9 protein-coding genes and 13 tRNA genes are annotated in these 13,145 nt (G+C 39.9%); all 22 read left to right on the plus strand.

The genetic code is table 11. The annotated features are described in order from the left end of the window. The first annotated feature begins 4 nt into the window (after positions 1–4). The 22 genes from OZX76_RS02120 (at position 5) to OZX76_RS02225 (ending at position 13,112) form a co-directional block, all read left to right on the plus strand. Positions 5–78: transfer RNA gene (locus tag OZX76_RS02120), tRNA-Ile, on the plus strand. Positions 79–80: 2 nt separating this feature from the next. Beyond that, positions 81–170, plus strand: a tRNA-Ser gene (locus OZX76_RS02125). An 833-nt stretch (positions 171–1,003) separates the two neighbouring features. Next, a tRNA-Glu gene (locus tag OZX76_RS02130) sits at positions 1,004–1,075 on the plus strand. A 40-nt stretch (positions 1,076–1,115) separates the two neighbouring features. Continuing rightward, positions 1,116–1,202, plus strand: a tRNA-Ser gene (locus OZX76_RS02135). Between the two features lie 9 nt (positions 1,203–1,211). Beyond that, positions 1,212–1,285, plus strand: a tRNA-Met gene (locus OZX76_RS02140). Between the two features lie 3 nt (positions 1,286–1,288). Continuing rightward, positions 1,289–1,362 (plus strand) — tRNA-Asp (locus tag OZX76_RS02145). 6 nt (positions 1,363–1,368) lie between these two features. Next, positions 1,369–1,441 (plus strand) — tRNA-Phe (locus OZX76_RS02150). A gap of 7 nt (positions 1,442–1,448) precedes the next feature. Beyond that, a tRNA-Tyr gene (locus OZX76_RS02155) sits at positions 1,449–1,530 on the plus strand. A gap of 4 nt (positions 1,531–1,534) precedes the next feature. Beyond that, positions 1,535–1,605: transfer RNA gene (locus OZX76_RS02160), tRNA-Trp, on the plus strand. Positions 1,606–1,617: 12 nt separating this feature from the next. Further along, positions 1,618–1,690 (plus strand) — tRNA-His (locus OZX76_RS02165). A 7-nt stretch (positions 1,691–1,697) separates the two neighbouring features. After that, positions 1,698–1,769, plus strand: a tRNA-Gln gene (locus tag OZX76_RS02170). 19 nt (positions 1,770–1,788) lie between these two features. Then, positions 1,789–1,859, plus strand: a tRNA-Cys gene (locus OZX76_RS02175). A gap of 43 nt (positions 1,860–1,902) precedes the next feature. Then, positions 1,903–1,987 (plus strand) — tRNA-Leu (locus OZX76_RS02180). 117 nt (positions 1,988–2,104) lie between these two features. Then, positions 2,105–3,277 carry a glycosyltransferase family 4 protein gene (locus OZX76_RS02185; protein WP_277180533.1) on the plus strand — a complete coding sequence of 391 codons (1,173 nt, stop codon included), beginning with the start codon at positions 2,105–2,107 and terminating at the stop codon, positions 3,275–3,277. After that, positions 3,270–4,313 carry a glycosyltransferase family 4 protein gene (locus OZX76_RS02190; RefSeq protein WP_277180535.1) on the plus strand — a complete coding sequence of 348 codons (1,044 nt, stop codon included), beginning with the start codon at positions 3,270–3,272 and terminating at the stop codon, positions 4,311–4,313. The genes OZX76_RS02185 and OZX76_RS02190 overlap by 8 nt, the downstream gene beginning before the upstream one ends. After that, on the plus strand, positions 4,313–5,338 hold the full coding sequence (locus OZX76_RS02195; protein ID WP_277180537.1) for a lysylphosphatidylglycerol synthase transmembrane domain-containing protein: 1,026 nt from the start codon (positions 4,313–4,315) through the stop codon (positions 5,336–5,338). Before OZX76_RS02190 ends, OZX76_RS02195 begins: the two co-directional genes overlap by 1 nt. A 69-nt stretch (positions 5,339–5,407) precedes the next feature. After that, positions 5,408–7,468 (plus strand): LTA synthase family protein, encoded by a 2,061-nt coding sequence (locus tag OZX76_RS02200; protein WP_277180538.1) that lies wholly within the window; start codon positions 5,408–5,410, stop codon positions 7,466–7,468. Between the two features lie 69 nt (positions 7,469–7,537). Further along, the gene (gene secG / locus OZX76_RS02205; RefSeq protein ID WP_038521563.1) at positions 7,538–7,771 is read left to right on the plus strand and encodes a preprotein translocase subunit SecG; all 234 of its coding nucleotides are present in this window, start codon (positions 7,538–7,540) and stop codon (positions 7,769–7,771) included. Positions 7,772–7,843: 72 nt separating this feature from the next. After that, a complete protein-coding gene (rnr, locus tag OZX76_RS02210) occupies positions 7,844–10,180 on the plus strand; it encodes a ribonuclease R (protein WP_277180540.1) in 2,337 nt (778 codons plus the stop codon). A 12-nt stretch (positions 10,181–10,192) separates the two neighbouring features. After that, positions 10,193–10,648: an SsrA-binding protein SmpB gene (gene smpB / locus OZX76_RS02215; protein ID WP_277180542.1), complete on the plus strand. Its 456-nt coding sequence runs from the start codon at positions 10,193–10,195 to the stop codon at positions 10,646–10,648. Between the two features lie 374 nt (positions 10,649–11,022). Next, positions 11,023–11,679: a nitroreductase gene (locus tag OZX76_RS02220; RefSeq protein ID WP_277180543.1), complete on the plus strand. Its 657-nt coding sequence runs from the start codon at positions 11,023–11,025 to the stop codon at positions 11,677–11,679. Between the two features lie 80 nt (positions 11,680–11,759). Then, entirely contained in the window at positions 11,760–13,112 is a 1,353-nt protein-coding gene (locus tag OZX76_RS02225; protein WP_277180545.1) for a hemolysin family protein, read from the plus strand. Positions 13,113–13,145: the final 33 nt, after the last annotated feature.

Here is a 13,145-nt window from a genome sequence, read left to right on the forward strand (position 1 = left end):
TAATGGGCCTATAGCTCAGCTGGTTAGAGCGCACGCCTGATAAGCGTGAGGTCGATGGTTCAAGTCCATTTAGGCCCATTGGAGACTTACTCAAGTGGCTGAAGAGGCGCCCCTGCTAAGGGTGTAGATCGGGTTATTCCGGTGCGAGAGTTCGAATCCCTCAGTCTCCGTCATAGAATCTTGTTTATTCAAGATTCTTTTTTTATTTGTCTGATTTATTTTTGAAAAGCTTGCTATTTAATAATTTCGTGTGTCCCACGATTAATACAAATAAAGTTCAGTTGACGGCTAGTACACCGAAATTTATCAATGCCAATGTATCTTGTAGTCATCAGCCTGCGTTTTTTAGGTACACAGTTGGCAGAGACGCTGTTAGCTTGTATAATTAGCGAACAGTCAGTGGTCAAATCGTGATGAATTTGTGAGGAAACTATTAGTCATAAAAGAATGGTGACGGTTTTGGCATCATGCCGTTGCTTATGCAGTTTGAAAGGTATTTAATGCTGAATAATGAATGTAATGGCCGATGTAGACTAAGCTAAAGAACATTGTGAGCTCGGCAACTAATAGAAGATTAATAAATAAAAGAATTAGATTAGGTTCCTTAATATCAAGAAAAAGTTTAGTAGAATAGTTATCAATAGAGGACATAGAAAAATTTTGATTTTTCTTGAGTGGTATTAAGAAATTTGAGGTGAGACTGTAGCCCTTTATGCTTTGTGATTGATTTTTTTGCTAGTCGAATTAAAGTTGAGTGGAAGGCAATTGAGTAAAAAATGATATAACAGAGATTGATAAACTAGGCTTAATGCGCTTTCTAAGTAAAAAATAAAATATTTTTATTTAAAAGTCTTGCAAGATGGCTACTAATCCTGTATTATTAATAACGTTGTGGTTCAGGTATTACCTGATAGCTAAAAAATTTAAAATAAAACAGTTGACATTTTAATTAATATTAGGTATTATAATTAAGCGTCTTATGTTTTAAGAAGAAAACAAATATGACCCGTTGGTCAAGTGGTTAAGACATCGCCCTTTCACGGCGGTAACATGGGTTCAAATCCCGTACGGGTCATTACCAACAATAAATATTGGTACTTTTATTTTTACATTATGGAGGATTACCCAAGTGGCTTAAGGGGACGGTTTTGAAAACCGTTAGACGGGTTTCTCGTGCGTGGGTTCAAATCCCACATCCTCCTTTATAACATCGCGGGATGGAGCAGTTAGGTAGCTCGTCGGGCTCATAACCCGAAGGTCGGTGGTTCAAATCCATCTCCCGCAATATGGTCCATTGGAGCAGTGGTTTATCTCGTCTCCCTGTCACGGAGAAGATCATCAGTTCAAATCTGATATGGACCGTAAGATGGCTCGGTAGCTCAGTTGGTAGAGCAAAGGATTGAAGCTCCTTGTGTCGGCGGTTCGATTCCGTCCCGCGCCATCAGCCTGGAGGAGTAGCGAAGTGGCTAAACGCGGCGGTCTGTAAAACCGCTCTCTCTGAGTTCGGCGGTTCGAATCCACCCTCCTCCATAATAGGGATATCGTATAAAGGTAGTACATCGGTCTCCAAAACCGCTAGTGTGGGTTCAATTCCTACTATCCCTGTTTACCTTCATGGCGGAATTGGTGAAGGGGTTAACACACCGGTTTGTGGATCCGGCATACATGGGTTCGAATCCCATATTCCGCCCTAGTATTGGGATATAGCCAAGCGGTAAGGCACTAGACTTTGACTCTATTATGCGCTGGTTCGAATCCAGCTATCCCAATCTATTATAAATAGCTGATGGCGGTGTAGCCAAGTGGTAAGGCAGAGGTCTGCAAAACCTTAATCGTCGGTTCAAATCCGATCCCCGCCTTTTGGTTCATTACTAGAACTATTATTTAATAATTTGATATCATGGCGGTGTGGCGGAATTGGCAGACGCGTCAGACTCAAAATCTGGTGTCCTTTTCGGACGTATCGGTTCGACCCCGATCACCGCTATCATGATAAGCAGCTCCTATATAGGAGCTGCTTTTGTTTTACAATTAATAATTTTTCTTATAAAAATTGCACAAGCAATGCGGAATCTTTATAATACCAGTATATGGAGGTAGTCAGATGAATATTGGTATTTTTACCGATACATATTTCCCACAAATTAGTGGTGTTGCAACATCGATTAAGACACTCAAAGATGCTCTTGAGGCGCAGGGACACAATGTATTTATTTTTACGACAACTGATCCGCACGTTGAAAAGGGAACAGTTGAAGCTAATGTTTTTCGATTTAGTAGCGTTCCTTTTATTTCGTTTACTGATCGGCGAATTGCATTTCGCGGCTTTTTTGAAGCGACTAAAGTGGCACGTGAAGTTAAACTAGATGTTGTCCACACGCAAACTGAATTTGCATTAGGCATGATTGGTAAATATGTTGCGCATCAGCTTAAGATTCCCGCAATCCATACTTACCATACGATGTATGAAGACTATTTGCATTACGTTTTGAATGGCCATTTGCTTAGACCATATCATGTTAAACAGTTTACTAATGTCTTTCTCAAGAATATGGACGGTGTGATTGCCCCTAGTAAGCGCGTAGAGGCGTTATTAAATCGCTATGGCGTAACTATCCCAATGAGAGTTATTCCGACTGGTGTAGCCGTTAATGAGATGAATCAGAAGTCGACGCGTAACGTTCGGCAGGAATTAGGAATAGCACCTGATAGTCCTGTTTTATTAACTTTAAGCCGGATTGCTGGTGAGAAAAAGATCGACCGCATTTTAAATGCCATGCCGGAAATTGTTGATGAGTTTCCTAAAACTCGGTTGGTAATTGCTGGTGATGGTCCCGACGTCGACGTGTTAAAAGAACAAGTTGAACGGTTGACGCTTGAAGGCTATGTTATTTTTGCCGGAAACGTGCCTCATGAAGATGTTGGGGCATATTACCAAATGGCCGATGTTTTCGTTTCGGCCAGTGATACGGAAACCCAGGGATTAACTTACATTGAAGCCTTGGCTGCTGGTACTAAGTGTGTTGTGTATAATACAGATTATACGGAGCATGTTTTTGATGATCCTGATCTGGGGCAAGTCTTTACAAGGCCTAGTGAAATGCTAACAGAGATCTTGACTTATTTACAAAAGGGAGACTATCAAATTCCGCAGGTTAAGTTGACTGATAAACTCAAGCAAATTTCGGCAGAGCATTTTGGCAGCAGCGTTTATCGGTTTTATCAAGATGTAATTGCCAATTATCAAGAAAAGCACAAAGAGGATTTGAATGATTAGAATAAATATGTTCTCACAAGCTGCATCAGTTAAGGGCCAGGGTGTTGGCTCGGCCTATAACGAATTAATGAGGTTGTTAAGAACGCATTTAGTTGATGAATTTTATGTGACTAACAACAAGTATGGGGCAAGTGACTTAACGCATTACCATACGATTAATCCTACTTATTTTGCTAACAGTTTTTCACCCAGCCGGGGACGTAAAATCGGCTATGTGCACTTTTTGCCAGAAACACTGGAAGGCTCGATTAAATTGCCGGGTTTTGCCAAAAAAGTTTTTTATCAGTATGTTATCGACTTTTACAAGCGGATGGATCAGATAGTTGTCGTAAATCCGATTTTTATTGATAAACTGGTTAAATATGGCATTAGGCGTGATCGGGTTAAATACATTCCTAATTTCGTTTCTAAAAGCGAATTTTATACCGAGAGCCAAGAAAAAAAGAATGCTTTTCGGCATCAGGTGGGGATTCCACTAGACAAATTTATCGTTTTTGGCGATGGGCAAGTGCAGGCGCGCAAGGGCGTTGATGATTTTGCTAAAATGGCACAGGCGAATCCCGAAATTCAGTTCATTTGGGCCGGGGGCTTTTCCTTCGGCAAAATTACAGATGGCTATGAGCATTTTAAGCAGCTGGTTGATAATCCGCCACAAAATCTTAAATTTACGGGAATTATTGACAGATCTAGATTAGTGGACTATCTCAACATCGCCGATTTGTTCGTTTTACCGTCCTATGATGAGTTATTTCCAATGTCAGTACTAGAAGCCTTTAGTTGCGGTACGCCAGTGCTACTGCGTGATTTAGATCTATATCAGGCAATTATTAGTGGCTATTACATGAGTGGCTGTGATTTTGAGGAAATGAATGCTCAACTGCAGCTTGCAGCAAGCGATCAGTCGGTGCTGAATAAGTACAGTAATTTATCAAATTTGGCCAGTCAAAAATATTCGGAAGACCACTTAGCCCAGATTTGGGATAAATTTTATCATGAACAATATGAACTTGGTAAAAAGTTAGGACAGATTCGCTAATGAACAAAAAGCATTTATGGGGCATTTTGGTTGTGCTACTAATCAGTGGCGGTGTTCTGTTTGTTGACTTGAAAGAAACACCGGTTGCTCAGCTCTGGGCAGCAGCACGGAATATTAATCTTGGCGGTTTAGTCGCCGTCTTTGGATTAATGCTTTTGTCCTATGTTTTTGAAGCCAGTATTTTGGCGGTTTTGGCAAAACGAAAAAACGAACCCAAACGTTCACGTTGGTCATTTTTACGGATACCGATAATTCAAGCCCTGTTTAATGCCATTACCCCAATGTCTACTGGCGGTCAGCCGTCACAGCTGGCGGCAATGGTGCAGATGGGAATAGAAGGCGGGCGTGCAACTTCACTGTTATTAATGAAGTTTATTATTTATCAAATTGTGGTTTTTATTGCTTATGTAGTCACGATTATTAGTGGCTTTCACATGGTTGCCACTAAATTTGGTGGTCTTGCGTTTTTCATTGCAATTGGTTTTTTAATCCATGTCAGTTCAATTGTCTTGTTATTAGCGGTTTTGTTTGCTTACCAGTGGACAAAAAATACGACTAACTGGCTAATGAATCTGCTGGCCAAGGTAGTTAATCCCAAAAGGGTAGCAGTTTGGCGGCAAAATACGATGGCGAAAATCGATACCTTTTACTGTGAAAGTCAAAAATTAAAAAGAGAAAAAAAGAAGCTGTTGTTAAGCGCCCTTTTTACGATTTTGCAGCTTGCCTGTTTTTATTCAATCCCTTACATGGTGCTAGTGGCGCTTAATGTCCCAGCTGATTGGGTCAGTGTAACGCAAATGAATATTATGATTATCATGTTTATGGCAATTATTCCGATTCCTGGTGCGTCTGGTGGGGCAGAATACAGTTTTCAAACGTTGTTTTCGACCTTTATCTCATCCAATGGCACCCTAGTTTTAGGGATGTTTTTATGGCGGTTTGTGACGTACTTTTTTGGAATGATACTGGGGATCTTTGGCTGGATTTTTAAACCGCGTAAAGTCTTGAGTCCGCCAAATAATTAATTTTTGCTAAAATCACTTTGTTTAATTGCGCTTTGGCGTAATATATTAGCATGGTGAGAGGAGAATAGAATGACAAGGATCAAGTCTTTTTTGCAGTGGCTGACAGAAACCAAGCTAGGCTTTTTCATTATTGTTTTAGTAGCTTTTTGGCTAAAAACATACGTAATTTACTTAACTAAATTTAACTTGGGTGCAGTTGGTTCAATGCAGAACTTTTTGCTCCTACTTAATCCGCTGCCGGCGGGAGTATTGCTTTTAGGAATCGGTTTATTTTTTAAGGGACGTAAATCGTATTGGATTATGATTGCGATTGATTTGGTATTAAGTTTGTGGCTATTTGCCAATATTTTATACTATCGCGAGTTTTCCAATTTTTTGTCCTTATCGATTATTAAAACTTCGGGATCGACCGCGGATAATTTGGGTAAAAGTATCGTTGGGATAACCCGTGCAACTGACTTCTTGGCTTTACTTGATGTTGCCATTATTGTTGCTCTATTGTGCAGCAAGCTTATTAAGTATGACTTGCGACCACTTAAATTTAAGTTCAACGTGCTGGTTGAAGCTTTGGCCGTTTTGATGATTGGTTTAAATTTACTGATGGCGCAGAAGGATCGGTCGGGCTTGTTAACCCGAACGTTTGATAACAATTATATTGTCAAGTATTTAGGGATGAATGAGTATGCTGTTTACGACGGCTTTAAGACTGCACAAACAAGTGCGCAGATGGCTAAGGCGAATGTTTCTGATCTTGGCTCTGTGCAAAAATATCTCAAGGCTAATTATGTTAAGCCTAATCCGCAATATACCGGTGTAGCTAAGGGTAAAAACGTGCTGGTTATCCACCTTGAGAGCTTCCAGCAATTTTTAATTGGTTACAAGTGGAAAGGCAAGGCCGTAACGCCGAACCTTAACAAGTTGTACCACGCCAAAGACACATTGAGTTTTGCTAATTTTTATAACCAAGTTGGTCAGGGTAAGACATCGGATGCGGAAATGATGCTGGAAAATTCGCTTTATGGCTTACAATCAGGCTCGGCAATGTCGAGTTACGGTACGTCGAACACCTTTGAGAGTGCACCGGCAATTTTAAACCAGCAAGGCGGCTATACAACAGCCGTAATGCATGGCGGTGCTGGTTCGTTCTGGAACCGTAACAACGCCTACAAGCAGTTTGGGTATCAATACTTTATGCCGCTGTCGTATTATCAGAACAAGCCTAAGTATTATATCGGTTATGGCTTGAAGGACAAAATCTTTTTTAACCAGTCGATTAAGTATATTGAGCGTCTGCCGCAGCCGTTTTATTTAAAAATGATTACGGTAACTAACCACTATCCGTATGAAATTGACAAGAAAAACCAGTCGATTGACAAGACTGACACGGAAGATGAAACCGTTGATGGTTATGTCCAGACCGCACATTATCTCGATCAAGCAATTGGTGAATTAATGCAATGGCTGAAGAAGACGGGGCTTGATAAAAATACTTTGATTATGATGTATGGCGACCATTACGGTATTTCCGGCAATCACCATAAGGCCAGTGCTCAATTGTTAAATCAAGATGAATTCACCGATTTTGATAATTTGAAGTTTCAACGGGTGCCACTGATGTTCCATATGAAGGGGCTTAAGGGTGGCATTAAGAAAACTTATGGCGGCGAAATTGATGTTTTGCCAACCCTGCTTAACTTATTGGGGATTAACGACAAGGGTACCATTCAATTTGGTCATGACCTACTTAGTAAAGGCGCACCGCAGATTGTAGCGCAGCGTAACGGTGATTTTATCACGCCGCAATACGCAAAAGTTGGCGGTACATATTATGATACTAAGACAGGAACGGAAATTGCCAAGCCCGATAAAAAGCTAAAGATGCAGTTAGTGGCAATTTCTAACAAGGTAACTACGCAATTATCCTTGTCTGATAGGGTAATTGATGGCAATCTGTTACGTTTTTATAAGCCTAAGTGGTTTAAAAAGGTTAAAGCTAGTGATTATGATTATAATAAGGACAAGGCACTGAAGAAGCTATTTAGTGTTAACAAAACTTCTTTGTGGTATCACAATCATAAGAAGACGACACAGAAGAAATTTAAGACGGATGCACCGGAACTTGAAAAATAAATACTCGAAAAAAGCCGTCTTTTATGATAAACTTTGTAAGTAATCGATCTGTATATTGGAGGCAGCGCATTGTACAATTTATTTATGACGCTACTAATTATTGTTTCAATTTTAATTGTTATTGCAACAATGATGCAGCCGCAAAAGCAACAGGATGCATTGAATGCCTTATCCGGCGGCGCAGTTTTTAGTGGTCAAACGAAGAAACGTGGTTTTGAAGCATTTATGGAAAAAGTTACAGCAGTTTTGCTGGTTCTCTTTTTCGCTTTTGCTATTGTATTAGCTTATTTGTCTTCAAAGTAAGTTTTAGTTCCTCCCGATCAAATATTGGGGAGGACTTTTTTTATATTTTTAATCAAGAATGGAGATTAGTGCATGGCACAAAACGAAAAAATTTTAGCTAATGTTTTAGAAATCTTTCGCCATAATCCCAAAAAACAATACCAAGTAGAGCAAATTGACAGAATGCTGCGGCGTGATCGTCTTGGCAGCTTTTCTGATATTGTCAAAGCGCTTTCCTTTTTGGAACAAGAAAAGAAAATTATTACTGACGGCAACGGCCATTATCAATTAGCTCAGGAAAATACGGTTGTTGAAGGGTCATTTCGGGCTAATGACAAGGGCTTTGGCTTTGTCAAACTTGAAGATGAAGAAGCCGATGATATTTTTATCGCTAGCGATTATACTGCGTATGCCGTTGATGGTGATAAGGTACGCGTTAAGATTACAGCTGGCGGTAATCCGTGGAACGGCAAAGGTCCAGAGGGTCAAATTGAGAAAATTATTGAGCGCAGCCTTGATACCTTGGTTGGTGAATTTCACCCATTAACTGATGCCCAAGTTAAGATCAGCCACTTTTTAGGCTATGTTTTGAGTACCAATAAAAAGCTGCACAAGTATCGTGTTTATGTTGGTGAAAATGGTCTAAAGCCTCAAATGGGTGACATGGTTAAGGTATCAATTGCCAATTATCCAAGCAAAGACAATCCTGACTCAATGGCTGGGGTAGTAATTGAAATTATCGGTAATAAAAATGATCCCGGTGTTGATATTATGTCGATCGTTTCTGCCCATGATGTGCGCACTGAGTGGCCAGAAGATGCGATGGTGCAGGCTAATGCCATTCCAGATCATATAGAAGAAGAGGAGCGGAATAATCGTGAAGATATAACGGATCAGCCAGCAGTTACGATTGACGGCGATGATTCCAAGGACTTCGACGATGCCGTAGTTTTATGGCAATTACCTAATGGCAACTATCATTTAGGTGTTCATATCGCCGATGTTTCTCATTATGTTACAGAAAAAACACCACTGGATGAAGAAGCATTTGCGCGTGGTAATAGTACTTACTTAGTTGACCGTGTAATTCCAATGCTGCCGTTCCGGCTATCAAATGGTATTTGTTCACTTAATGAGGGTCAAGACCGCTTAGTTTTATCGTGTGAAATGGAATTTACGCCGGAAGGTGAACGGGTAAATTACCGCATCCATCCATCGGTAATGCGATCACACGGCCGGTTGACTTATAACAAGGTTAATCAGACGTTAGACCCTAATAACACTGATGAGTTAGAAGAAAAGTATGTTAAATTACGCCCAATGCTGCAAAACATGGCGGAATTACATAATGCTTTATACAAAAAGCGTCACCAACGTGGTGCGATTGACTTTGAAGAGCCAGAAGCTAAAATTATTGTCGATGAGCAAGGTAAGCCAATCGATATTGTCCTGCATAACCGTGGTACAGCAGAAAAAATGATTGAATCATTCATGCTAGTTGCTAACGAAACTGTTGCTGAAGACTTTTTTAGAAAGCATGTGCCATTTTTGTACCGGGTTCATGAAACGCCAGACGGTGAGCGGATTAAGAGCTTCTTTGAATTTTGTAGTGCGTTCGGTCTGAATATTAAGGCTGATCCGAACCACGTCAAGCCAATTGACTTGCAGAAGGTAGTCGCTAAGACAACGGGAACACCTGAAGAAGCAGTTGTGCAAATGATGATGTTGCGCAGTCTAAAGCAAGCTCATTATTCTGAAGAAGCATTAGGTCACTTCGGCCTAGCTGCTAAGTTTTATACCCACTTTACTTCACCAATTAGACGGTATTCTGACTTGATGGTGCACCGGATGATCCATGCTTATAGCGATCAGGGTACTGGTCAAGATGTACAGCAGCATTTTGCCAGTTACTTGCCGGATGTTGCTGAACAAACTTCAACTCAGGAGCGGGTTTCGGTTGATACTGAACGTGAAGTCAATGATTTGAAGATGACCGAGTTTATGGCTGATCAGGTTGGACAACATTTTGATGCAGTTGTATCCTCTGTAACAAGTTTTGGGATGTTTATTCAGTTACCAAACACGGTTGAAGGCTTGATTCACATTTCAAACCTGACCGATGATTTTTACAGCTTTAACGAAAAGAGCCTGACACTGACTGGTCGCGGTACGCACAAACAATATCGTGTCGGGATGCCAATTAAGGTCACTCTGATTAATGCCAATATTGAACAACACCAGTTGGACTTTGAAGTTTATGATCCTAATGCCCCGAAGCATCCGCATCATAATCGTGGCAATAATAATCGCACTCGCGGCAGTCGCGGATTCCATAACGATCATGGTCATCGCGGTGGCCGTAACGGTGGTAATCGGAATGGTTTCCGCAAGAATGGCAACCATCCGCATTTTAGCAAGTATAGGCATTAGGACTGAAAACTGATGAAAGAAAAAAATGAAAATTTAATTGCGCAAAATAAAAAGGCACATCATGATTATTTCATCAAAGAAACGTATGAAGCTGGAATTGCATTGACCGGGACAGAGATTAAGTCTGTGCGTGCGCGGCGAGTTAGTTTGCGTGACGGCTACGTGCAGGTAATTAATGGTTCTGCCTTTTTAGAAAACGTGCATATTAGCGAGTATAAGCAAGGCAACCGTTATAATCATGAACCGCTCCGTAGTCGCCGGTTACTTCTGCACAAAAAGGAATTAACTCGATTAGCTAAAGAGCAATCAGAGCGTGGAATAGCGATTGTCCCGCTTAAAGTTTATCTGAAGCATGGCTTTGCCAAAGTCTTAATTGGTGTGGGTCAGGGTAAAAAGCAATACGACAAGCGCGAAACTATTAAAAAGCGTGACCAGGAGCGTGAGCTTCGGCGCCAGTATAAAGTTTAAATAAAACAGTTTGATTAATTAATATTAGTCAAACTGCTTTTTTGTATATAATATAATTTTAAAATAATTAAAATAATATTGTTGATAACAAATAATAGGTACTATAATTCCGCTTTGAATAGCTAAATAATAACTTAACGTCTGTTTGGTTTGGAAAACATTTTTTACTTTTTGGTTATTATTTTTGCAATATTATGCATTATTTATTAATATTGTATTTATGTGCCTTACTCATATGTTAGGCAGTATCGTGCTTAATTGTTTTAGTTAAAATCGAATTAAGCAATTTCTTTGCGATGGTATAATCTAGGCGATACTATTTTTAATAGAAAAAATAATATTTAGTAAGCTAAAATGTTAGGATTTGGGTTTTAATGAAATTTAAGGATGTATATAGTGGCGAACGTGTAACGCGTAAGTTTTCTAATAGAAAAGTCAGCGAAAAGGTGCTTGCCAGAATCATTAAACAGGCACAACAATCGCCGTCACTACTTAATTCGCAACCTTGGCGGGTATATATAGTAACCGGTGATGCACTTAGTAATTTGAGGAAAGACTTTGAGCAGAGTGTTAAGGATGGGATTAAACCGCATGAAGATTTTGCGACAATTTTATCTCTTAATTGGGATGCTTATCCGAGTCAAAGTTTAGCAACAATGGGTGCATCGCAACCGTACTTTTTTAATAATAAAATGGAACTATTTACCAATGCCAATAATACGATGTTTAACGCTCAGGACATTGCATTTTTGACGATTCCGAAGGCCTCACCTGCTTGGTCAGTGTTTGACTTGGGGATTTTTGCTCAAAGCATTATGCTGCTGGCACTTGACGAAGGCTTGTCAATTATACCAGCGCACTCGATGGTTTCTTATCCCGAATTAGTCCGTAAATATGCCCAGATTCCAGCAGATGAGCTTGTGGGAATGGCAATTGGTATTGGCTACAAGGATAACTCAGCCGAAGTCAACGATCCTAAATATTATCCACCAAGACTACCATTTGAAAAAATCTATAAATTGGTTAAGTAAGATTAATTTTGATGATTAAAAGATTGCTATTGATGTTAAAATAGAACGTAGAAGTTTTTTTAACAAAAAGGTGACGAATTTTGAGTACAGCCCAAATAATTACTTACTTAATAGCGACTTTGGTGATTTTTGTCTTTGCGGCGTTTTTTGTCGCTGCAGAGTTTGCATTAGTCCAAACTCGATCAAGTCAGCTGGAAGATATGTTGACGAATAATACCGGTAATCGCCGCAAGGTAAAGCGCGCACTGCACATGGTACACAATTTAAATGAATATTTATCAACCACACAGGTAGGAACAACGCTTGTGGGGGTTGTTTTAGGTTGGTTTTCTGCTGACACATTTGCGACTTTGTTTGAAAATCTGTTGAGCCTAGCTCACCTGAATCCCTCGCTGGTAAAATCAGTAAGTGCGTTGCTAGGCGTTATTTTCCTGACGTATTTAGAGGTTGTAATTACGGAAATTGTTCCCAAAAATATTGCGATTGATATGCCAGTTAAAATGCTACTGAAGCTGGTGACCCCACTTCAGGCTTTTCATACCTTGGTTTATCCGTTTGTCTGGTTACTAAACACAAGCTCAAACGAATTATTAAAGGTGCTGGGGTTTGAACCTGCTGATGAGGAAAATCAGGTTTATTCACAATCGGAAATTATTAAATTATCGCGTAAGGCAGTTCACGGTGGGTCACTTGATAAAAATGACCTAACTTATATGAAACGGGCCTTTGAATTAAACGATAAGGTTGCCAAGGATATTATGACGGACCGGACGCGGTTAATTGTGATTGATTCAACCGATACAATTGCTCAAGCTCTGCAAATGTACCTTGAAGAAGGATCGAGTCGCTTGCCTGTTGTTCGTGATAATAATAAAGATGATATTGTTGGTTATATTTATGCGTTTGATGTGGTACAGCAGAGTCAGCTTGACGCCCATGTGCCAGTAACGCGGATTATTCGGACAATGATTACGGTGCCTGAATCGATGCCGATTCAGGATATTTTACATTTAATGATTAAAAAGCACACCCCAATTGTCTTGGTCGTTGATGAATATGGCGGAACAAGTGGGATTGTAACGGATAAAGATATTTATGAAGAATTATTCGGTACAGTTAAGGATGAAATCGACGATGTTTCCGATGATTACATTATCAAGGACAAGGAAGGCAATACTCATGTTTCTGGGAAAACCACGCTGTACGACTTTGAGCGTTATTTCAGAGCAGACTTAAAGAGTTTTCAAAATAGTGACATTATTACTATCGGTGGCTATATGATGGAACATTATCCGGATTTAAAAAAGGGTGAAGCCGTTGAACTTGAAGGTTTTTCGTTTAAGCTGGATAGTATTGAACAAGGCTTTATGCGCTGGTTTATCGTTAAGCCAGTAGTCAAAGAAAAAGCAGCCGAAAAGGAAGAACAAAATTAGACAAAAAAGCGTTACTCCGATTGAAGTAACGCT

The sequence above is a fragment of the Lactobacillus sp. ESL0677 genome, from assembly GCF_029392875.1.
GTDB lineage: Bacteria > Bacillota > Bacilli > Lactobacillales > Lactobacillaceae > Lactobacillus.